Raw genomic sequence first — 21,169 nt, 5'->3', positions numbered from 1 at the left:
ATCATGAGGGCAATGAAGCTTGCGGGCAGCGAGCTGATGTTCGGGAAAGGCTGCCTGGAGCATGTAAAAACGATCAAGGGAACCCGTGCGATGATCGTGATGTCGGGCGGCAGCCTTGCGAGAAACGGCATTTTAGATAAAGTATGCGGCTACCTGAAGGAAGCGGGCCTTGTGTCCGAGGTATTCCAGGGCGTAGAGCCCGACCCGAGCTTTGCCACCGTGATGCAGGGCGCAAAAGCCATGCTGGAATTTGAACCCGATGTGATCGTGGCGCTGGGCGGCGGCTCCGCCATGGACGCGGCGAAGGGCATGTGGATTTACTATGAGCATCCCGAGCTGACCAGCCTTGCGGACATCATGGCTCCGAACCCGTTTCCACCACTGCGCACGAAAGCGAGGATGGTCTGCATTCCGTCCACCAGCGGCACCGCGAGCGAGGTCAGCCGCAGCATCGTGATCACCGACGAGCACAAGGTAAAGCACGGCATCGGCAATATGGAGATGATGCCCGACATCGCGATCTGCGACCCCGAGGTAACGGCCTCGATGCCGAAAAAGATCACAGCGGAAACAGGTATGGACGCGCTGACCCACGCCGTGGAGGCGTATGTTTCGCGCAGAGCCAACTATGTCAGCGATACGCTGGCCGCACAGGCGGTACGGGATGTGTTTGAGTATCTGCCCAAAGCGTATGAAGAGGGCGAAAATCTCGATTATCGCGAGAAAATGCAGAACGCTTCCATGGTCGCCGGCTTGGCGTTTACCAACGTTTCGCTGGGGATCGTCCATTCCATCGCGCATACGCTCGGCAGCTATTTCGGCTTGGCGCACGGCCTGGCCGACGCGGTGGTTCTGCCGTATATTATCTCGTATAACTCCGCGGACCCGGAAGCGGCCCGGCGCTACGGCGAGCTGGCGGCGCTGGCAGGCAAAACAGATTTTGCTGCCGCGGTGCGCGAGCTGAATCAGCGGCTTGGAATCCCCGCTTCGATTGCGGAGCTGGTTCCCGATCAGGCGGCGTACGAGGCGGTGCTGGCCCCCATGGCCGAAATGGCCCTTGCGGACGGCTGCACCAAAACGAATCCGATCATTCCGGATGCTTCCGGCTTTGCCGAGCTGTTCCAAAGAATTTATAAAGGATGAATGCCATGAAATTGATTTGCTACCTCTCAAACGGGTACCCCAATCTGGAAGAGAGCGCTAAAATTGCCGGAATCTACGCCGAGGGCGGCTGCGATATCATTGAAATCGACCTGCCCTCCCGCAATCCGTATCTGGAAAGCGAATACATCGCGGGGCGAATGGCATCCGCGCTGAGCGCATGCGACGACTATGAGCGCTACATGGAGAACATCCTGAAAATCCAAGCGGAACACCCCGAGGTAAGGCTCATCGTGCTTTGCTATGAGAATACCGTACTTGAAATCGGCGTGGAAAAATTCGCAGATTTCTGCCTGAATAATGGTTTGGAGGACCTGATCTTCGTAGGCCTTTCGGATGAAACCGCGAAAAACCGCCTGATCGAGCGGGGAATGCGTGTTTCTTGCTATGTGCAATTCCCAATGCACCCTGAGGAAGTAGAATCCGCCAAACAGTCGAATGGCTTTGTTTATATGCAGGCAAAACCCGGCCCGGGGCAAATCAACCCCGAATATCCCACGCTGGCAGACTGCATCCGCCACCTGCGCGAAAGCGGCATCAGCCGTGAAATTTACTGCGGCGTTGGTGTTTCCACGCCGGAGGATTTCAAAATGGTGCAGCAATCCGGCGGCGACGGCGCCTTTGTCGGCAGTACCGTCTTAAAGCTCTACAATAAGCCTGAGGAGCTGAAAGCAACGATTCAAGCGTTTAAGCGTGCGGATCAGCACTAAGCTCCGGCCCGCTGCGGTAAAGCTCCGCACGGGCTGGCACGCAGAACACTGAACATCCCCCGATGCCTCGCGATCCGCGTGCCGAAATTTTGATCGAGCTCCCTGCTGCAGTGCTGCGGCAGGGGGCTCTTGTTGTTTCAAAGCGGGCCGCACGGGTAAAGTGCTCAAAAAGGGAGCTTGTTTGTGGGCGCAGTTTCTGAATCGACAGAAATGCTTTTGGCGGGTATAATAAAGACGGTCGGAAACGGCGGGCAGTGGGGTACATCAAAAGAATTTTAGATAGAAATAAAGAGGAATACGATTATGAACCAATTGACTGTATTCAATATCAGCGCCCAGTTTGGAGGGGCCCATGAAGTCATTCACCCGGTGGTTTTGCAGGATGCTTCTCATCTGGTACTAATAGACTGCGGCTATGTCGGGTTTCTTCCCCAAATCGAGCAGGCGCTCACGGAAGGCGGCTTTTCCGCCCGGGATTTGACCCACGTTTATATTACGCATCAGGACCACGACCACATGGGCGCGCTGGCGGATCTAAAAAGCAAATATCCGGGTGTTCAGGTGGTGGCCGGCAGGGAAGAGGCCCCGTATATTTCCGGTGCAAAGAAATCCCTGCGTCTTGCACAGGCCGAAGCCATGCAGGAGCAGCTCCCGCCGGAACAGCAGGAATTCGGCAGGGCGTTCTGTGCGCTGCTGAAAAGGGTGCAGCCGGTTCCGGTAGATGTAGAAGTAAAGGATGGCGACGTGCTGGATTGGTGCGGCGGCTGCATCGTACTGGCGACGCCGGGCCATACGCCGGGGCATACCTCGCTGTATCTGCAGGAATTCCAGACACTGATCACCGGGGACGCCATCGCGCTGGAAAATGGCGCGCCGGTACTCCCGAACCCGCAGTATACACTGGATATGCCCCGGGCACAGGAATCGATGCAAAAGCTTCTGGAATATGGAGCAAAGGAACTCATCTGCTACCACGGCGGCCGGTGGATTCCTGCCTGAACGCGAAGGCTTGCCGTGGTCCCGCCCATTCGGCGCGCGGAGCTTCGGTGTAAAATGGTATGACACACGGAATAGGAGGAAACGAGTATGAACGCAATTTTTCAGCGCAGGAGCATTCGAAAATACACCTCGCAGCAGGTTTCGGAGAAAATGATCGAGCAGCTGCTCAGGGCCGGCATGGCCGCGCCCTCCGCGGGCAACGAGCGGCCGTGGGAATTCGTCGTCATTCGCGATCGTGCGGTGCTGAACGAAATCCCGAAGTTTCATGCTTTCTCCAAAATGCTGCTGGAAGCCGGTTGCGCCATTGTGGTCTGCGGCGATTTGAACCGTGATCAGCTCAACGGCTTCTGGGTGCAGGACTGCTCGGCGGCTGCACAGAACATTCTGCTGATGGCGCAGGAGCTGGGGCTCGGCGCCGTCTGGCTTGGCGTTTACCCGGAGCAGGGCAGGGTACAGCCGCTTGCAAAGCTGCTGCATCTGCCGCAGAATATTGTTCCGCTGTGTATCCTTTCCGTAGGCCACCCGGCGGAAAGCCGCGGTGAGATCGATCGGTTCGATCCAGGCAGAATTCACAAAGACAGATGGTAAAAAGACCGGGCCGGGGAAGCACACGCTTCCCCGGCCCGGTTTTTTTCATGAAGAAAGGAAAAGCAGCGCGACCCGGACGATTCCGGCTTCACGCTGCTTGGTTTAATTGGTTCTTTGGAGCCTTGGACTGTCGGGCACAGCCAAGGCATTCTGGCGGTAGAGAAAGGAACAGAGCTTCTTACTTGCCGCCGGGATTCCCGTCAAGCGATTCGGGCAATTCCAGCGCGGTCCTTGCAAGGGAATTTGTATGCAAAAAGCTGAATAGTAATCTCTGTCTTCAGGAAGGGGAAGCTTGTCTACCCCAGGTTCCGTTTCTCTTTGTCATAATAATACAGAAAAAATATGTGTAAGTTGTTTATAAAATATGAATTTTTTTAAAACAAAAATAATTCCTATTTTTAGAAACCGGATTTTGAATTAAAAATAGTCCGAAAAATAGGGTGTTTGCTGCTCAATAGCGTCCTCCAGCATGTCTACCGTTTCGGGGCTGCAGTGAATCCGGCCGATTTTATGCAGGTAGTCGGGCCGCTTATAGCCCAAAAGCATTGTCGTCATGGTCTGAATATCGATTCTGTCGCCGCTTTGCCGGGTGCTGTGCGCAATACTTCCCTGGCCCTCCGGGGTGATGCTCAGCGTGAAAACGCCCTGATTCCACGAAAACATCGGGTCGTCGAGCGTAAAAGTCCATTCGCGTACGCCGGTGTCCGGTTTGAAAGGGTACTGGGCGATGAACTGCTCGATGTCTACAATGCGCGCCATAATGTAAGGGGAAATCGTCTCTTTGATGTCCGCGTCCTCCAGCAGGAATGCCAGTGGTTCATCGGTGTAAATGTCGCCGATCACCTTCGAGATCATGGAAAAGTGTGCGCTGATAAAGTTCCACAGGCCGCTGCGGGCCGCTTCGTCCACAAAGATCATGTCCTTGATGCGAAAGACCTCGTCCGAAATCCAGTACAGCACATAGCCGTCCGGTTCTCCCTTTTCATTGTAATAGATCGCCGCCATCAGGTCGTCCAGATCCCATCGCCAGTATTCGTCCCAGGCCAGGTCGTCGCGCAGCATGGCGCCGTGCGTCTGCATCGCATAGCGGTGGTAAGCCTGCCGCAGCTCTTTGCTTTCCGGGTCTACGCGCTCCACCTCGCCGGGAACCTGTTTGTTTTTCGGCAGCTGGTAGTCGTTGATTTCATAGGTGATGCGGTCAGAGACGATCTCCCATCCCTTTCTGCGGTAGTAGGGAATGGAGTAGGGGTACAAATAAGAAATGGACTGCTTTTTGTTCCGCATGTTTTCCAGCGCCTTGTACAGCAGCTTGTGCATCAGGCCCTGATTCGAATATTCCGGGTAGGTGCCGACGCCCGTCAGGCCGCCCATGTCGTAGGTGCGGTCAAAAATGCGCACCTGAAACGGGTACACCGCCACCTGTGAAATCAGCTTGTCGCCATCAAACCACCCCAGCACGTCGGCCCGCTGCAGCACGGGAAATTTGGTTTTCATAATTTCTTCGTCTTCCCAGCCTGTCTGGTGCAGCTCCCGGTCAGTGACCTGAAAGACATACCGCAGCAGCTGATTGTATTGCTCCAGGTGTTTCACGCTCACCGGCTTCATTTTCAGCTGTTTTCTTCTGCTCATAAATGCTCCTTTGTCTTTGCTTACAGCATATCCAGTTCGGTTTTTTCCGTCGGCGGGGCAAAATCCAGATCGATCCGCCGCAGCTCCTCCGGTGCCAGCCGGATATTCAGGCTGTTCAGATTTTCCGCTACATGCTTTACATTCGAAGCTTTTGGAATGGCGACGACATTTTCCTGCCGGGCCAGAAACGCCAGCATGATCTGATAAATGGAAACGTCGTGCTCCTCGGCGATTTCCCGGAGCGCGGTGCTCGACGCAATCGCACTGCGGTAGCGCGTGCTGTGCGCCAGAGGGGAATAAGCCATCAGCGGAACATGGTGCCCGCAAAGCCAGGGCAGAAGATCGAACTCAACCCCGCGCGAAGCGATGTGGTACAGCACCTGGTTCGCAGCGCAGGCGTTCCCGCCCGGCACGCTCCAAAGCTCCTCCATATCGGCAACATCAAAGTTCGAAACGCCCCAGCGCCGGATACAGCCCTCCCGCTGCAGCTCTTCAAAGGCCGAAACGGTTTCTTCCAGCGGCACATTGCCGCGCCAGTGCAGCAGGTACAAATCAAGGGTATCGATGCCCAGACGACGCAAGGACGCGTGGCACGCCTCTTTCATTTTCTTCCGTGATGCGTTATGCGGGTAAACCTTAGAGACCAGATACAGGGAATCCCGGCGTACGGGGCGGATAACCTCGCCTACCAGAGTCTCCGAACTGCCGCTGCCGTACATCTCGGCGGTGTCGATCAGCGTCAGGCCGTTTTCGATTCCGAAAGAGAGCGCCCGGCGTTCTTCCAGGTCGGGGGTGCGGTTTTCTGCCATCTGCCAGGTACCCATTCCCAGTTTATAATCGCTCAGCTCCATGTGTGTTATTCCTCTCTTTCCGTTTGTTCTTTCAGGAGTGATTTGCTTCTGGAAGCATTCCTTCTCAAAAAAGCCTCCGTACTCCTTTCCCGCCAAAAGCGGGAGAAGAATCGCTGTTTCATGGAAAAGTGCTTTTCCAATGATTTGATTCTATTATAACCCTTTTCGGGTGGTCTGCGTCAATTGAAAAATAGATGCGAAAGGAAAAACTTTTGCCGGAATCTTCCGATTTTGGTTTTACCCTTACAGCGCAGCGCCTGTTTCCACAGGAATCTGAATCTCTGTGAGAAACTCCTGCGGCAGGATCGTGTCGCGGTTGTCGATGAGATACAGCTCAAACGGGTCGCCGGTCACCCGCAGCCGCGCCGCTTCGGCATGGCGCAGCGCTTCCCAGATTTTGCCGGGGCTCTGCGCATATTCGCCGCGGTAGCAGCACGTCAGGTACAGCCCGGCGGGCAGAATAAAATCGGATTCCTCATCACCCGGCGGCAGCAGAAAGAACACTGAGCGGAATACATTTTCCAGTCCGTTGTCCAAATCCTCCCGCGAAACCTGTGCGCCGATCGCCTGATTCCCAAAATCCTGAATGCGGCTTTCGTGTGTTCGGTGCAGCTTTTTGATGGCAAAGTCCATTTCCTCGTCGCGGGTGATGTATTCATTCAGCCGCAGGCATGGCCGCGCGGGGAATTCCCGAACCTCGAATACGCCGGGTGTGACTCTCTGCGCCTCGGTGAGCGAGCGGATGCGCTTTTGCAGGGATTCCTCCCGGTTCTTCAGCTCCTGCAGCTGCCGGTGCAGCAGCTGGTGCTCCTCCTCCAGCATCGTCAGCGTGTGGCCAACGCTCTGCTGCTCCAGGTATTCCCGAATCTGCGGCACCGAAAAATCGAGCCGCCGCAGATCGCGCAGGATGCTCAGCTTGTAAATATCCTTCAGGCCGTACATGCGGTAGCCGTTCTCGGCGCGCCGGGGCCGCAGCACGCCGATCTTTTCATAGTAGCGCAGCGAATCCGCACCGATTCCGTACAGCTTTGCAATTTCACTGATTTTATAATATTCTTTCATAGCAGCGCCGCCTTTCGGAAAAACTGGGCTTGACATTCGTATTGTACCAGAGTTTATACTGAAAAGGTAGTGAATGCGGAAGGATGAAATGCGCGACTCTATTTTTAGAAAGGCAGATTACGATGACGGTTACGAATAGACTGAGAGAGATTTATCAAAAAAATAAGGAATTATTTACCGCAAAGCGGATTCTATTGATTATGCTCGGCACTGCGATCGGCTCCTTTGGCATTACGAATATCCACCAGAGAGTAGATATCACCGAGGGCGGCGTGTTGGGCATGATTCTGCTTTTGAACCACTGGACGGGTCTTTCGCCGTCCATCCTTTCCCCATTGCTCGATCTGCTGTGCTACGCGCTGGCGTTCCGGCTGCTGGGGTGGGATTTTATCAAGGTCTCTGCGGTTTCCACCGTCAGTCTGGCGGCGTTTTTCCGGTTGTGGGAGCAGTTCCCTCCCCTGCTGCCCGATCTGTCCGGCTATCCGCTGCTGGCGGCGGTGCTGGGGGGAATGTTCGTCGGCATCGCCTGCGGGCTGATTTTGCGGCAGGGCGGCTCGAGCGGAGGAGACGACGCTCTGGCGCTCATCATTTCAAAGCTGACACGCTGCCGGATTGCGCGGGCCTATCTTGCGACGGACCTCAGCGTGCTGCTGTTTTCTCTTTCCTATATTCCGCTTGAGCGCATCGCTTATTCGCTCGTGACGGTAACGGTGTCGTCTTTTTTGATCGACTTTGTGCACAACGCGGGCCGCAGCCCGGCTCATCAGGAGAGTGCGGTCTGCGGGGAAGAGGAACCGACGGAAGCTGAGGAACCGGTGGAAGCTGAGGAACCGATGGAAAACACGGAAGAGCCGGATTCCTTTGATCAGGCGCTGGAGGAAGTATCGGAGTGCTGACCATACACGGCTGGTGTACCCGGTCATTTTGCATGGGGATTTCTGAAAAATTCAGCAACTTTTTCATACGGGAGAGACAGCTCCGCTGCCCGGCAGCCAAGGGAAGAGGGGACGGAAAAGGAGAGCCGATTACTTTGTGAATAAAAAAGCAATTTATGTGAATAATTTATCAAACGTCAGGAAAGGCCATTTGCTCTAATTTATGGTAATAGCACCAGAGGAACTCTGTGTATTTTGTATGTTTTGTGTCTTGCAATTCAAATGGAAACAGGGTATAATGCTTAAAAGATAAGAAATACATTGTGTATAGGTACCAAATGTCTGCGTTGAGAATTGTGACGTGCAGAAAACGGCCTGGCCGTTTTTTGTGCGCTTTTTTATTCAGTTTTTCTTTCTTTTTGCATATAAATAGTACCGAGATGAAATGTAGGGAAAATAGAAAGAAAACCATGAGGTAGATGAATGAATCAGGAATTTGTAGAAGCACTGGAACGAAACCCTGTGATTGCAGCGATCTTTGACTCTTCCGACCTGGAGGAAGCGCTGGCGTCGCCGTGTGAGGTGATCTTTCTTTTATCCGGGAATATCTGTGAGCTGAAAGAACTGATCCATAGAGTACATGCGGCGGGAAAGAAGATGTACATACATATCGATCTGTTGGAGGGAGTCGCGAACGACCGCAGCGCGATTCAGTTTTTGAAAACACATTTCTATCCCGACGGGATCATTACGACCAAAGCCGTTGTGGCAAAACATGCGAGGGAAGAGGGTGTGTTCGTCATTCAGCGCTTTTTCCTTCTCGATTCCAAATCCTATGAAACCGTGCGCAAAACCGTGAAGAACGGCGATGCGGACGCGATTGAGATTCTGCCGGGAATTTTGCCGGAGATCATTCATCAGATCAGTCAGTGTTCGTCGGTGCCGGTGATTGCAGGCGGCTTGATCCGAACCAAAAAGAACGCGGTGGACAGTCTGGCCATGGGGGCCATGGGAGTTTCCACCAGCTGTAAAACGCTTTGGAATATGTAGCGCCCTTTTATCCGGAAGGCCGCTGCGTTTGACAATTGAATCAAAATGCGAGAAATGAGAGCAGCAAAAAACGAAGGGGGCAACCCCTCTGGTTTTGCTGCTCTTTTTGCAAATCTTGCAATATGACAGGGAACCCGCGTTTGCAGAGCAAACGCATGGTATATAAAAATATGGAAATAGGAGGTATCAGCATGAATTATGACGGACTTTCCAAATTGGGGTACGGCGTTTATCTGGTAGGCGCGCCGGACGGCAAGGGAGGAGGCAACGCGCTGCTGGCGAACCTTGTGATGCAGGTTTCCAGCGAGCCGCTCATGGCTTGTGTATGCATCGGGAAAGAAAACCTGACGCATGATCAGATCGCTGCCGCCGGGAAGTTTAACATTTCGGTTGTGGGGGAAATGGCCGATATGGAATTTTTACAGTTGTTTGGATTTTCAAGCGGACGCGATACCGACAAACTGGCGCAGACAGAAAACAGGGATTACAACGGCTTCCCGACCGTAGTACAGAACTGCGTGGCCCTTTTGGAGTGTGAGGTGACCGGTCAGACAGACTGCGGCGCTTCCACCGTGTATTTTGCGAATGTACTGTCCACCCGCACCCTGGCACCCGGAAAAGCGATGACCAGCGCCTATTACCACGATGTAATGGAAGGCAAGGCCTCTCAGAAAGCCCCCGCTTGGGCGGCACGATATGAAAAGTAATAGACGCATCAATGGCTGAATCAATAAAAGGAGGAGTTTGTAAATGGGCAAATACTTAATTGCATTGGATCAGGGAACCACCAGCTCGCGCTGCATTATCTTTGATAAGCAGGGCAACATCATCAACGTGGCGCAAAAGGAATTCACTCAGATTTTCCCCCATCCGGGATGGGTGGAGCATGATCCAATGGAGATCTGGTCCAGCCAGCTTGCGGTGCTGACCGAGGCGAAGGCCAGATGCAACGTCGACGTTTCCGACATCGCCGCCATCGGTATTACGAACCAGCGTGAAACAACCATTGTATGGGACCGCCACACCGGTCAGCCGGTTTACAACGCAATCGTATGGCAGTGCCGCCGCACCGCAGAATACTGCGACCAGCTCAAGGCCAAGGGCTTAGAGAAATCAATCAAAGAAAAGACCGGTTTGATTGTGGACGCGTATTTCTCGGGCACAAAGGTGCGCTGGATTCTGGAAAACGTGGAAGGCGCCAGAGAAAGAGCGGAGAAGGGCGATCTGCTGTTCGGAACGGTAGACAGCTGGCTGATCTGGAAGCTCACGAAGGGCAAATGTCATGTAACCGACTATACCAATGCTTCCCGTACGATGCTGTTCAATATACATACTTTGGAATGGGACGACGAAATCCTGAAGGAAATGGGAATCCCGAAGAGCATGCTGCCGGAGGTAAAGCCGTCCAGCTATGTATACGGCAATGTGGACGCAGAGTTCCTCGGCGGAGAAATCCCGATCGCCGGTATCGCGGGCGACCAGCAGGCCGCTTTGTTCGGCCAGTGCTGCTTTGAGTCCGGCCTTGTGAAGAATACGTACGGAACGGGCTGCTTTATCCTGATGAATACCGGAGAAAAAGCGGTGGATTCCAAGAACGGCCTGCTCACTACCATTGCCTGGGGACTCGACGGCAAGGTGGAATATGCCCTGGAGGGCAGCGTGTTCGTAGCCGGCGCGGCAATTCAGTGGCTGCGCGACGGACTGCGGATGATCGACAACGCGGCCTTTACCGAAACCTACGCGAACAAGGTACCGGACAGCGCCGGTGTTTATGTGGTTCCGGCCTTTGTTGGCCTTGGCGCACCATATTGGGATCAGTATGCAAGAGGCATCATTGTCGGCCTGACCCGCGGCGTGGAGAAAGAGCATTTTGTCCGTGCAACGGTGGAAAGCCTTGCGTATCAAAGCTATGACGTCATGAAAGCGATGGAAGCGGACGCGGGCGTCGTGCTCAAAGAGCTGCACGTAGACGGCGGCGCGTCGGCCAATAACTTCCTCATGCAATTCCAGTCGGATATTCTGGGGATCGACGTGCTGCGGCCGAAGGTCATCGAGAGTACTGCTCTGGGCGCCGTGTATCTGGCCGGCCTTGCGGTAGGGTATTACAAAGACAAAGAGGATATTCGCCAGAATGTGGCTCTTGACAGAACCTTCAGGCCGAAGATGGAGGAATCCACACGGCAGGAGCTCGTGGGTGGCTGGAAAGAAGCTGTCAAGCGTTCCTTTGGCTGGGCCAAGTAATTCCCGAAAGCAAATTGCGGAGGAGGATTTGTTATGCAAAACTATTTGTATGAATTTTTGGGCACGGCCCTTCTTGTTCTGTTAGGCGACGCGGTGGTTGCCAACGTAGTACTGAATAAAACCAAAGGCCAGAACGCCGGCCTGATTGTCATTACTTTCGGATGGGCCTGCGCGGTGCTCATCCCGGCGCTGATCTTCACCGCCAGCGGCGCGGTATTTAATCCTGCTCTGGTGCTGGGCCTTGCGGCGATCGGCAAGCTGGACTGGGCGGTCGTTCCCGGTTACATCCTTGCTGAAATGCTGGGCGGCTTTGTCGGCGCGGTATTGGTGTGGGTTATGTACAAAAACCATTTCGATGCCACCGAAGACGGCAACTCGAAGCTGGGCGTATTCTGCACCGGCCCTGCGATCCGCAGCTATGGAAGTAACTTTATCAGTGAAGTCATCGCCACTTTTGTGCTGGTGTTTGCTATTCTGGGCATCTCGCAGACTTCTGTGGGCGATGTAGCGGCAGTGGGTACCTTTGGCGTTGGCAGCATTATCCTTGCCTGCGGCGTCAGCCTCGGCGGCACCACGGGTTACGCGATGAACCCGGCTCGTGATCTCAGCCCCCGTATTGCGCATGCCGTTCTGCCGATCCCCAATAAGAGAGATTCCGACTGGAGCTATGCCTGGATTCCGGTAGTAGGCCCCATTTGCGGCGGTCTTCTGGGCGCCTGGCTGGCAGCGGCAATCTTTTAACCCCTTTGAATTACCACTTGACAATGACCTTACAATGGCATAAACTGAAATTTGCCGAGAATTGAGAGAAAGAGCCGGGCAAACTAGACTCATGTAGAAGTGGGTCTGCTTTGCTTGGCTCTTTTTGCTCAAATCGATACTTTTAGGAGGTTTACAGATGTTTGATGTAGCAATCATCGGCGGTGGGGCGTGCGGCTGTTCGCTGCTGTATGAGCTGAGCCGCTACAAGGTGAACGCGGTGCTTTTGGAAAAGGAAAACGACGTAAGCGTCGGTACTACCAAAGCAAACAGCGCGATCGTGCACGCGGGATACGACCCGGAACCGGGTACCTTGATGGCCCGCTACAACGTGGAGGGCAACCGGATCATCGAGCAGCTTTGCGCGGATCTGGATATTTTATATGATAAAATCGGTTCGCTAGTCCTTGGATTTTCCGAAGAAGACCGCGCGACGGTGGAAGCTCTGTACCGAAGAGGCGTTGAAAACGGAGTGCCGGGATTGCGCATTGTAGAAAAAGAAGAGCTGCACCAGATGGAGCCGGCACTGAGCGAGAACGCTTTGTTTGCTCTCTGGGCGCCCAGCGCGGCGATTATCAACCCATGGGAGCTGGCGATTGCGCAGGCCGAGGTAGCCGTGCAGGGCGGCGCCAAGGTGATGCTGGATGCGGAAGTGACCGGCATTGAGAAAAACGGAGATGTGTTTACCATCGAGACCTCTCAGGGTCCGGTGCAGGCCCGGTTTGTCGTCAATGCTGCCGGCGTGCATACAGACCGCATCGCGGCGATGGTGGGCGATAACAGCTTTCAGATCATACCGAACCGCGGCGAGTATTTTGTGCTCGATACCACGCAGGGCAAGCTGGTCAGCCGCGTGATCTTCCAGTGTCCTACCAAAGTGGGCAAGGGCGTGCTGGTTTCTCCCACAGTACACGGCAACCTGATTGTGGGGCCGAACGCGGAAGATGTTTCTGTGGACGACGCCGATACCACGTCGATGGGGCTGCACAATGTGCGTCAGGCGGCGATCAGAAGTGTGCCGAACATCAATTTCCGCGATTCCATCCGCAACTTTGCGGGAGTACGCGCCATTTCCACACAGGATGATTTTATTGTGGGACCGAGTGAGGCGTGCGAGGGCTTTTTCAACATCGCGGGCATCAAGTCCCCGGGGCTGACCTCCTCCCCGGTGATTGCGCGCGACATGGTGCAGATGCTGCACCGCGCCGGTCTGGAGCTTTCGCCGAATCCGGACTTTGTGTCAAAGCGCCGCGTGCTGCGGTTTAAATCCCTCAGCCCGAAAGAGCGCGGCGAAGCCATTCTCCGCAACCCGCTGTACGGCACCATCGTGTGTCGCTGTGAAACCGTAACCGAGGGTGAGATCGTAGACGCGATGCACCGCCCGCTTCCGCCGCGTTCGGTAGACGGCATCAAGCGCCGCTGCACGCCCGGCATGGGCCGCTGCCAGGGCGGCTTCTGCGGGCCGAGAGTACAGGCGATCATCGCCCGCGAGCTGGGAATTCCGGAGAGCCAGGTGCCTCTGGACCGCGCGGGGATGCATATCATCCTTGGCCGGACGAAAGAGCAGAAGGAGGCGGGCAAACAGTGAAACAGGAATATGATGTGATTGTCGTTGGCGGCGGCCCGGCCGGTTTGGCGGCGGCGCTTTCCGCACGGCAGAACGGGGCCGAAAGCGTGCTGCTGCTTGAACGCCAGGCAGATCTCGGCGGTATTCTGAACCAGTGTATCCACAACGGCTTTGGGCTGCATTATTTTAAACAGGAGCTCACCGGCCCGGAATATGCCGAACGGTTTGTCGACGAATTAAAAAAGAGCGATATTGAGGTGCTGACCGGCACCATGGTGCTGGAGCTCGATTTGAGCGAGCGCCGCACGGTATATGCCATTAACCCGCAGCGCGGGTATCTGGAGCTGCGGGCCAAGGCGATCGTTCTGGCCATGGGCTGCCGCGAAAGAACGCGCGGCGCGATCGGCATTCCCGGCAGCCGCCCGGCAGGCGTATTCACGGCGGGTGCGGCACAGCTGTATATGAATCTGGAGGGCGACCGCGTCGGCAGCCGCGTGGTGATCCTCGGCTCCGGCGACATCGGCCTGATCATGGCCCGCCGCCTGACGCTGGAAGGAGCCAAGGTGCTGGGCGTCTACGAGGTGATGCCGTATTCCGGCGGGCTGATGCGCAATATTGTGCAGTGCCTGAACGATTATGATATTCCGCTGCATTTGTCGCACACCATTACCGAAATCCGCGGCGATAAGCGCGTGGAGCAGGTGGTTGTACAGAAGGTAGACGAGAACCGTGTCCCGATTCCGGGAACGGAAGAAGTGCTCGACTGCGATACCGTGCTGCTCTCTGTCGGACTGATCCCCGAAAATGAGCTTTCGCGTCAGGCCGGGCTCGAGATCGACCCGCGCACGAACGGCCCGGTGGTGTATGAGAATATGGAAACCAGCACCCCCGGTATCTTTGCATGCGGCAACGTGGCGCATGTGCACGATCTGGTGGATTTCGTCACTGCGGAAAGTCAGCGCGCCGGCAAATCCGCCGCGCTGTGCAGCAAGAGCGGCAGCCCCTCCGAGGAGGGAATGCTGCGCCTGAAAAACGGATTCGGCGTCGGGTATACCGTGCCGCAGAAAATCCGCCCGCAGGGTGTGGAGAAATCCGTAGACGTTTTCTTCCGTGCGAATCAGATTTTCCGCGGCGCACGGATTATGGTAAAAAGCGGGGAAACCCGTATTGCTTCGTATCCCCGCGAGCATATCGCTCCGGGTGAGATGGAGAAAATCACCCTGCCGCTGGCCCTTTTGAAGAAGGCGGAAAACGGCGAGCTTACTGTTTCGATTGAAAAGGAGGAATGACGCATGACAGAGCTGGTTTGCATTGTTTGTCCCAAAGGGTGCCGCCTGCATGTGGATGAGAAGAACGGCTACAAGGTAACGGGCAATTCCTGCCCGAGGGGAGAGGTTTACGGCAAAAAGGAGCTGATCGCCCCCACCCGCACCGTCACCTCCACCGTGAAGATCAGGGGTGCTTCCATCGCGCGCGTGCCGGTGAAGACAGACCGTGAAATCCCGAAAAAGGATATCTTTGCAGCCATGCGCCTGCTGGACGGCATCACGCTGCAGGCCCCGGTGCATGTGGGCGATATTGTAGTGCCGAATCTTTTGGGGCTCGGCGTGAATTTTGTGGTAACGCGCAGCCTTGCCAAGGTTTCGGACGCAGGGTAAGCGGTTTGGCTGCAATCAACTGAATTCGTTTGTATCGGCAGGCGGCCCCGTTTGGGGTCGTCTGCTTTTGTTATAATTGTATACGAATGTTGTCATAGTGAAAAAAGTACTTATCGAAACGAATGATTTCCGGTATAATGGAGCTATTCCTAATCCCGGGAGGTTGTCATGGCGTCAAAAATTACCCTGTCGGAGGGAAAGATACAGCCGCTTTTGGTGCGGCTTGCGTTTCCGCTTCTGATAGGCAACATTCTGCAACAGTTTTATAATATCATTTCTTCCATCATCGTGGAGCGCTACCTTGGCGAAACCGCATTCGCGGCCATCGGTATCGCAGGCACGGTGATGAATCTGTTTATTTTCATTTTGGGCGGCTGCTGTACCGGCATCGCCGTCATTATGGCCTCGCTGTATGGCAAGGGGGATCACCCGGCCCTGCGGCAGGCAATTTTTCTGTCGCTGGTGTTCGGCGCATCGTTTACGCTGCTCATCGGCCTTCTGGGCCTGACCTGCACACCCTTTCTGCTCCGGCTGATTCAAACTCCGCCGGCCGTTTCCGCTTTGGCAGTGGAATACCTCAATACGATCTTCCTCGGGCTTCTGGCTTGTTTCTTCTATAACTTTTTTGCGGCGGTGCTGCGGGCGATCGGCAATACCAGCGCCGCGCTGCTGTTTTTGCTCGTCTCGATTGTGATCAGCCTGTTTCTGGCGATCCTGTTTGTGGCGCATCTTGGCCTCGGTGTGTGCGGCGCGGCGCTTGCTACCGTGCTGGCACAGATTCTGTCGGCGCTGCTGTGCCTGCTGTACATCCGCAAAACGCTTCCGTTTCTGCGGGTGGGGCGTGAGGATATGCGCTACGACGGCTCTCTGATCGCAAAGATCACCCGGTTTTCTCTCGTGTCGGCGCTGCACCAGTCCAGCCTGTATATCGGCAAGCTCTTGGTACAGGGCGCGGTAAACACCATGGGTCTGGCGGCCATTTCAGCCTACACGGCCACCACCCGCGTAGAAGGAATCGTTCTCGCCGTCGGCGACAGCGGGGCAGAGGCGATTTCTGTCTTTGTGGCGCAGAACACGGGGGCGGGCAAGCGCCCCCGCGCAAGGCAGGGCTTTTTCATCGGCCTGCGCGGTCTGCTGGCAATCGCGGCGCTGCTGTCGCTCATTCTGTTCTTTTCGGCGGAGGCGCTCATGCGCTTTTTTGTTCCCGACGGCAGTGTGCAGACCATTTCCTATGGAACCTCGTATCTTCAAATCCTTTGCTTCTTCTACTTTTTGAGCTATACGGGCAGCGCGTTCGTGGGCTTCTACCGCGGCAGCGGCCTGGTAAACATTCCGCTGATCGGCACGACCCTTCACATTTCGCTGCGCGTGATTTTATCGTATCTGTTTGTTTCCAGCTTGGGAATGGACGCGGTGTCTTACGCAACCGGCATCGGCTGGATTGTCATCGTAATTTTCCACAGCCTGATGTTTGTGCACCTGAAGAAAAAAGAGGATCTGCTGTCGCCGAGCGGATCGGTTTCCGTAACGGAAGAACCGGCTTCTCCGGTGCCGGAGGCTCCGGCATCTGAGCTGACGCAAGGACCGTTGGATACTTTTTCGGGATCGGAACAAGGGGATGCAGCAGACCCGGAGGAGCCGGCCTGATCAATCCGGCAGAATATTTTTGGCACCTTCACCCGTGGAGTTTTCTCCACGGGTTCTTTTTTGTGCAGATGTTTTGCCACAGGCAGCACTAACTATAAAACCGTTTGAAAAAGAGCGGTAAAATCACATTTAAAATACAGAGATCAAATAACCTTTTTCCGTCATTTGTCGATATAGAATATAGAAAGAGCGTTGTCTGGAAGTGTATTTTATCAAAAGGGAGATGTGAATCCATGCCCGGAAAAAAAGAGAAAAATGCTTCACAGGAAAAATCGTATTTAAAAGCGGTGCCGCTCACCCGCCGTCTGACATTCCGCATTCCCGCAAGACTTCTTTTGATGACCGCTGTTGTCATCTCGATCATGGTGGTTGTTCTTGGAACGCAGACGATTTCGATGGTGCAGGATATGACAAGAGTTGAAATATCCACACTGGCAAAAAACAACGCGGCGCTTTCCTCCGACTACCTGAACACCATGCAGGCCCGTGCGCAGGCTTTGGCCAGTTCCCTTACCGACATGAACGACGCATCCATTCAGATGGAGCATAAGGTCGATCTTACAAAAAAGATGATGGAAAGCGTGCTGGAGGATGACCGCATTTTTTCCGTTTATACCGCATGGGAGCCGAATGCGTTCATTCCGGATACGCCGAACGGCCAGTCGTATTACTATTACCGCAACGGCAGCAGCATCCTGCTGGATGAACTGAATGATTACAGCACCTACGGCGACAGCGACTATTACGCGCCCGCAAAAACCAATCAGAAACCCCATATGACGGAGCCGTATTCTTACGACCTGAGCAACGGGAAGCGGGTATGGCTCATTACGATCAGCAATCCGATCCTTTCCTCCTCCGGGGAGTTTCTGGGGGTTGCCAACTGCGATATTGTGGTGGATACCATCAACAGCCTGTCGTTCGAGATGGGGGAGTACAGCGAGGCTTACACCTATCTGCTCTCCAGCAAAGGCGTGTATCTGGCCAACTCAAAGGATCCGTCGCTGATGGGTACCGAGCTTGCCTCCGGTGGGATCAATGACGAAATCCTCTCCGTTACAAAACAGGGGCAACAGCAGCAGTGGGAAGAGAAGGATTCCCTTTTCGGCAAAGAGTGTTATATCGTACATATCCCGGTTACCATTTCGGGCATAGATACTCCGCTTTCCAGTGCGTTTGTCGTGACGAAGGACGATGCCCTGCGGGAGGTATATTGGATCCTTGCGTTGCTGATCGGAATCGGTGTTCTCGGCATCATCGGCATCGGCATCGGGATTGTGATTACACTCCGCCGGGCGCTGCGGCCGATCGGCACGATCATTTCCGCGGCGGAACATATGGAGCAGGGGAACCTGCATGTGGACTATCATGTGAATTCCTCCAATGAGCTTGGGTATTTGAGCGAGGTATTTCAGCGCACGGCGTTTGTGCTGCAGGGATATATTCAGGAGATTTCCGCGCTGCTGACCAGGCTGGCCGAGGGGGATATGCGCATCTCTGTTGAACAGGAGTATGTCGGCGATTTCGCGCCGATCCGCGGGGCGCTGGAGCGCATTTCGGAATCACTCAACAGCACTTTGAGTCGGATCGGGCTGGCGGCAGACCAGGTAGGGGCCGGTGCGTCGCAGGTTTCAGACGCGGCGCAGGCGCTGGCGTCCGGCGCTACGGAGCAGGCTGCGACCGTGGAACAGCTTTCCGCCTCCGTCGTCAAAATTTCGGAGCAGGCCGAAGAGAACAGGAAGAACGTTGAGGGCGCCTCCCGGCTGGTCGATGAGGCCAACCAGAGCTTTGATCTGGGGATTTCCTACATGAAGCGTCTGGAGGAATCCATGCGGGGAATCGACGACGCTTCCTCGCAGATCAGTACGATTACAAAGGTGATAGAAGATATTGCGTCCCAGACCAATATTCTGGCGCTGAACGCCGCCATTGAAGCGGCGAGGGCCGGTGCCGCGGGCAAGGGCTTTGCCGTAGTGGCCGACGAGGTGCGTGTGCTGGCCGCAAAATCCTCAGAGGCGGTCAAGCAGACCGAGCTGCTGATCCAAAAATCGGCTGAGATGGTGGCGGAGGGAACGAAAATTACCGACGATACCGCCGCGATTCTGAAAGAGATCGTTGAGAATGCCGGGAAGATCGGGAAAATCACAAACGAGATCGCCAGAGCCTCGGAGGAGCAGACCTCTGCGATCGAGCAGGTATCGACAGGGCTTTCGCAGGTGTCCGCGGTGGTTCAGACGAACGCCGCCACAGCGGAGGAGAGCTCGGCCTCCAGTCAGGAGCTGTCCGCTCAGGCCGAAACGCTGCGCAGTGAAATCGGCGGCTTCCGGCTTCGGGAAGAGCATCCCTCCGAAAGCATTATCAAAGAAGAGGAAATTCATTTGTAAGCGTTCTTCGCTTCTGCGTGTATTTATTGAAATGGTAACAGCGGCAGAAAGCCGGAGCTGGGTGAGATTTTTCACCCAGCTCCGGTTTTCTTTTGATGGGAATCGCAGGTGCTCCAATCAAATATTGGGGTTTTAGCGTCAGCGCGGTTTTCGCCGTATACTATGTAGAGGAAAGCGGTGTTCAAAATAAAAATAATTTTTATTTTAGGGGCTTTTTGAACAGCGCTACCAGGCGAAAAATCTGCTGTGGGCTTACTGTGAGCGGGGGACTTGCCTTCCGGGAAGAGCTTGTTAAGAGAAATACAGGTGTTCTACTTTTATCGACAAGATTTACGATCTGCGTTATAATAAAATGAAACTAAGAGCAGCACGGCCTGTGTCGTTTGCCGTGCGGGAGGGGCAGTCCATATGAATCCGGTGATGGAGAACATTCTTACCAGACGCAGTATCCGTTCTTATGAGGAGCGGCAGATTCCGGCGGAAAGCCTGGATCAGATCCTTCTCGCCGGCACCTACGCGCCGTCGGGCAGAAGCCTGCAAACCTGGAAGTTTACCGCCGTACAGAACCCGCAGGTGCTGGCGCGCATCAATACCGCACTGCGCGAGGCCCTGCGCACCGTTTCGGTCGGGCCCGATACCCACCCGTATGTAGCCCACCTGAAACCGAAGGCAGAACGGGAGGATTCGGAATTTCTGTTTCACGCCCCTACTTATGTCATTGTTTCGAACGACCGAGAAAATGTCAATGCCCTTGCCGATTCCGCCGCGGCGATGGAAAATATGATGCTGGCGGCCCATTCCTTCGGGATCGGCTCCTGCTGGCTCAATCATCTGCCCGGCCTGACACACCATCCTGTGATTCGCAGTTTAATGACAGAACTGGATATTCCGGATCATCACGATATTTATGGAACCCTTGCGCTTGGCTGGCCGAAAAATCCTTCCCCGGCCGCCGGCCCGCGCAAGGATGCAATTCACATCATCCGTTGACCGGGCGGTGATCACTGCCGCCCTTTTTAAGAAAGAAAGGGGACCCCATGATAAAAAAAGAAAAGTCCCGAGGGAAGAATCCGCATGCACCGGTGGTTTTACTGGTGAATGAGCCTGGGATTCTGATTGATTTCCTGCGCGATAATCTACGGGGAAAATCGCGAAACAACATCAAATCGCTGCTGGCCCGCGGCGCAGTACTGGTAGAGGGCCGTGTAGCGACCCGCCATGATTACCCCCTGCGTGCGGGGCAGTCCGTACAGGTCCGCTGGGCGCCGCAGGTTCCTGCCGCCGGAGGCCGCGCGCTGGAGATTCTGTATGAGGACGACGAGCTTTTGGTCATCAATAAGCCTGCCGGCCTGCTGTCGATCGCCAATGAGAAGGAAAAGGAGCGCACCGCGTATCATCAGATGACGGAGCACGTGCGCCAGAGCGACCCGGACGCACGGATCTTCATTGTGCATCGGCTCGACAGAGATACCTCCGGTGTGCTGCTGGCCGCTAAAACCGCAGAGATGAAATACGCTTTGCAGGATCAGTGGGGAACGCTCGTTAAAACCAGAGCGTATACCGCTGTGGTGGAGGGGTGTCCGCAGCCGCTGAGCGGACGGATTCATACCTGGCTGTATGAAACAAAAAACACGATGGTCTATTCCGGCGAGCAGGGCGACGACGGCCTGGAAGCCATTACAGACTATAAGGTGATCGGTATCTCTCCGGAGTATTCGCTGGTGGACATTCGCCTGCAGAGCGGCCGGAAGAATCAGATTCGCGTACACATGACAGAAAAGGGCTGCCCCGTTGTGGGGGACAAAAAGTACGGGGCGAAAAGCAATCCCCTTAAACGGCTTGGCCTGCATGCCGGAGTTCTGGAACTGCGCCACCCCGAAACCGGAAAGCTCCTGCGGTTTGAGGCAAAGGTGCCCGCCGTGTTTTTATCGATCTCGTTCCAGCGTACCAATATAAAGTAAAGAAAACGCTTTGTTTTTCTTAGAATA

General features: G+C 54.9%; 19 protein-coding genes. 16 read left to right on the top strand and 3 right to left on the bottom strand.

Annotation, left to right across the window (positions count from 1 at the left end; translation table 11 throughout):
- The 4 genes from TY09_RS00330 to TY09_RS00315 all read left to right on the top strand — a co-directional run bounded on the left by TY09_RS00330 (position 1) and on the right by TY09_RS00315 (position 3,458).
- Positions 1 to 1,143, top strand: coding sequence for an iron-containing alcohol dehydrogenase (locus TY09_RS00330; RefSeq protein ID WP_042430119.1), 1,143 nt, complete (start codon positions 1 to 3; stop codon positions 1,141 to 1,143).
- Between the two features lie 5 nt (positions 1,144 to 1,148).
- On the top strand, positions 1,149 to 1,871 hold the full coding sequence (locus TY09_RS00325; protein ID WP_042429900.1) for a tryptophan synthase subunit alpha: 723 nt from the start codon (positions 1,149 to 1,151) through the stop codon (positions 1,869 to 1,871).
- 303 nt (positions 1,872 to 2,174) lie between these two features.
- The gene (locus TY09_RS00320) at positions 2,175 to 2,870 is read left to right on the top strand and encodes an MBL fold metallo-hydrolase (protein ID WP_042429898.1); all 696 of its coding nucleotides are present in this window, start codon (positions 2,175 to 2,177) and stop codon (positions 2,868 to 2,870) included.
- An 87-nt stretch (positions 2,871 to 2,957) separates the two neighbouring features.
- On the top strand, positions 2,958 to 3,458 hold the full coding sequence (locus TY09_RS00315; RefSeq protein WP_042429895.1) for a nitroreductase family protein: 501 nt from the start codon (positions 2,958 to 2,960) through the stop codon (positions 3,456 to 3,458).
- 417 nt (positions 3,459 to 3,875) lie between these two features.
- On the opposite strand, the gene TY09_RS00310 is transcribed toward TY09_RS00315, so the two are convergent.
- The 3 genes from TY09_RS00310 to TY09_RS00300 all read right to left on the bottom strand — a co-directional run bounded on the left by TY09_RS00310 (position 3,876) and on the right by TY09_RS00300 (position 7,000).
- Complete coding sequence (locus tag TY09_RS00310; RefSeq protein ID WP_042429893.1) at positions 3,876 to 5,087, bottom strand: GNAT family N-acetyltransferase; 1,212 nt, start codon at positions 5,085 to 5,087, stop codon at positions 3,876 to 3,878.
- Between the two features lie 20 nt (positions 5,088 to 5,107).
- Entirely contained in the window at positions 5,108 to 5,938 is an 831-nt protein-coding gene (locus tag TY09_RS00305; protein ID WP_042429890.1) for an aldo/keto reductase, read from the bottom strand.
- Positions 5,939 to 6,181: 243 nt separating this feature from the next.
- Positions 6,182 to 7,000: a MerR family transcriptional regulator gene (locus TY09_RS00300; protein WP_009060414.1), complete on the bottom strand. Its 819-nt coding sequence runs from the start codon at positions 6,998 to 7,000 to the stop codon at positions 6,182 to 6,184.
- Positions 7,001 to 7,122: 122 nt separating this feature from the next.
- On the opposite strand from TY09_RS00300, the gene TY09_RS00295 reads away from it, so the two are divergent.
- From TY09_RS00295 to TY09_RS00240, 12 genes are all read left to right on the top strand, one after another.
- Positions 7,123 to 7,896 carry a YitT family protein gene (locus tag TY09_RS00295; protein ID WP_035316397.1) on the top strand — a complete coding sequence of 258 codons (774 nt, stop codon included), beginning with the start codon at positions 7,123 to 7,125 and terminating at the stop codon, positions 7,894 to 7,896.
- Between the two features lie 462 nt (positions 7,897 to 8,358).
- Complete coding sequence (locus TY09_RS00290; protein ID WP_042429885.1) at positions 8,359 to 8,925, top strand: glycerol-3-phosphate responsive antiterminator; 567 nt, start codon at positions 8,359 to 8,361, stop codon at positions 8,923 to 8,925.
- A 191-nt stretch (positions 8,926 to 9,116) separates the two neighbouring features.
- Positions 9,117 to 9,632, top strand: a complete 516-nt coding sequence (locus TY09_RS00285; RefSeq protein WP_009060416.1) for a flavin reductase family protein — start codon at positions 9,117 to 9,119, stop codon at positions 9,630 to 9,632.
- 43 nt (positions 9,633 to 9,675) lie between these two features.
- Positions 9,676 to 11,166 carry a glycerol kinase GlpK gene (gene glpK / locus TY09_RS00280; protein WP_009060408.1) on the top strand — a complete coding sequence of 497 codons (1,491 nt, stop codon included), beginning with the start codon at positions 9,676 to 9,678 and terminating at the stop codon, positions 11,164 to 11,166.
- Between the two features lie 33 nt (positions 11,167 to 11,199).
- The gene (locus TY09_RS00275) at positions 11,200 to 11,907 is read left to right on the top strand and encodes an MIP/aquaporin family protein (RefSeq protein ID WP_042429881.1); all 708 of its coding nucleotides are present in this window, start codon (positions 11,200 to 11,202) and stop codon (positions 11,905 to 11,907) included.
- A 157-nt stretch (positions 11,908 to 12,064) separates the two neighbouring features.
- Positions 12,065 to 13,513, top strand: a complete 1,449-nt coding sequence (locus tag TY09_RS00270) for an NAD(P)/FAD-dependent oxidoreductase (protein WP_042429877.1) — start codon at positions 12,065 to 12,067, stop codon at positions 13,511 to 13,513.
- Complete coding sequence (locus tag TY09_RS00265) at positions 13,510 to 14,781, top strand: NAD(P)/FAD-dependent oxidoreductase (RefSeq protein WP_042429874.1); 1,272 nt, start codon at positions 13,510 to 13,512, stop codon at positions 14,779 to 14,781. Before TY09_RS00270 ends, TY09_RS00265 begins: the two co-directional genes overlap by 4 nt.
- Positions 14,782 to 14,784: 3 nt before the next feature.
- Positions 14,785 to 15,150, top strand: coding sequence for a DUF1667 domain-containing protein (locus TY09_RS00260; protein ID WP_042429871.1), 366 nt, complete (start codon positions 14,785 to 14,787; stop codon positions 15,148 to 15,150).
- 168 nt (positions 15,151 to 15,318) lie between these two features.
- Positions 15,319 to 16,797 (top strand): MATE family efflux transporter, encoded by a 1,479-nt coding sequence (locus TY09_RS00255; RefSeq protein ID WP_042429868.1) that lies wholly within the window; start codon positions 15,319 to 15,321, stop codon positions 16,795 to 16,797.
- 233 nt (positions 16,798 to 17,030) lie between these two features.
- On the top strand, positions 17,031 to 19,181 hold the full coding sequence (locus TY09_RS17535) for a methyl-accepting chemotaxis protein (RefSeq protein ID WP_052335527.1): 2,151 nt from the start codon (positions 17,031 to 17,033) through the stop codon (positions 19,179 to 19,181).
- Between the two features lie 408 nt (positions 19,182 to 19,589).
- Positions 19,590 to 20,171, top strand: coding sequence for a nitroreductase family protein (locus tag TY09_RS00245; protein WP_042429865.1), 582 nt, complete (start codon positions 19,590 to 19,592; stop codon positions 20,169 to 20,171).
- A 47-nt stretch (positions 20,172 to 20,218) separates the two neighbouring features.
- On the top strand, positions 20,219 to 21,142 hold the full coding sequence (locus tag TY09_RS00240) for an RluA family pseudouridine synthase (RefSeq protein ID WP_042429862.1): 924 nt from the start codon (positions 20,219 to 20,221) through the stop codon (positions 21,140 to 21,142).
- Positions 21,143 to 21,169 lie beyond the last annotated feature (27 nt).

The sequence above is a fragment of the Faecalispora jeddahensis genome (assembly GCF_000577335.1).
Lineage (GTDB): Bacteria > Bacillota > Clostridia > Oscillospirales > Acutalibacteraceae > Faecalispora > Faecalispora jeddahensis.
Note: the sequence above shows the minus strand (reverse complement) of the source record. Positions and strands in the feature narration are given on the sequence as shown.

Coding starts and splice junctions, on each gene's coding strand:
- TY09_RS00300 (WP_009060414.1), bottom strand. CDS start 7,000: ATGAAAGAATATTATAAAATCAGTGAAATTGCAAAGCTGTACGGAATC.
- TY09_RS00315 (WP_042429895.1), top strand. CDS start 2,958: ATGAACGCAATTTTTCAGCGCAGGAGCATTCGAAAATACACCTCGCAG.
- TY09_RS00240 (WP_042429862.1), top strand. CDS start 20,219: ATGATAAAAAAAGAAAAGTCCCGAGGGAAGAATCCGCATGCACCGGTG.
- TY09_RS00270 (WP_042429877.1), top strand. CDS start 12,065: ATGTTTGATGTAGCAATCATCGGCGGTGGGGCGTGCGGCTGTTCGCTG.
- TY09_RS00325 (WP_042429900.1), top strand. CDS start 1,149: ATGAAATTGATTTGCTACCTCTCAAACGGGTACCCCAATCTGGAAGAG.
- TY09_RS00305 (WP_042429890.1), bottom strand. CDS start 5,938: ATGGAGCTGAGCGATTATAAACTGGGAATGGGTACCTGGCAGATGGCA.
- TY09_RS00275 (WP_042429881.1), top strand. CDS start 11,200: ATGCAAAACTATTTGTATGAATTTTTGGGCACGGCCCTTCTTGTTCTG.
- TY09_RS00290 (WP_042429885.1), top strand. CDS start 8,359: ATGAATCAGGAATTTGTAGAAGCACTGGAACGAAACCCTGTGATTGCA.
- TY09_RS00260 (WP_042429871.1), top strand. CDS start 14,785: ATGACAGAGCTGGTTTGCATTGTTTGTCCCAAAGGGTGCCGCCTGCAT.
- TY09_RS00255 (WP_042429868.1), top strand. CDS start 15,319: ATGGCGTCAAAAATTACCCTGTCGGAGGGAAAGATACAGCCGCTTTTG.
- TY09_RS17535 (WP_052335527.1), top strand. CDS start 17,031: ATGCCCGGAAAAAAAGAGAAAAATGCTTCACAGGAAAAATCGTATTTA.
- TY09_RS00310 (WP_042429893.1), bottom strand. CDS start 5,087: ATGAGCAGAAGAAAACAGCTGAAAATGAAGCCGGTGAGCGTGAAACAC.
- TY09_RS00320 (WP_042429898.1), top strand. CDS start 2,175: ATGAACCAATTGACTGTATTCAATATCAGCGCCCAGTTTGGAGGGGCC.
- TY09_RS00245 (WP_042429865.1), top strand. CDS start 19,590: ATGAATCCGGTGATGGAGAACATTCTTACCAGACGCAGTATCCGTTCT.
- TY09_RS00285 (WP_009060416.1), top strand. CDS start 9,117: ATGAATTATGACGGACTTTCCAAATTGGGGTACGGCGTTTATCTGGTA.
- TY09_RS00295 (WP_035316397.1), top strand. CDS start 7,123: ATGACGGTTACGAATAGACTGAGAGAGATTTATCAAAAAAATAAGGAA.
- glpK (WP_009060408.1), top strand. CDS start 9,676: ATGGGCAAATACTTAATTGCATTGGATCAGGGAACCACCAGCTCGCGC.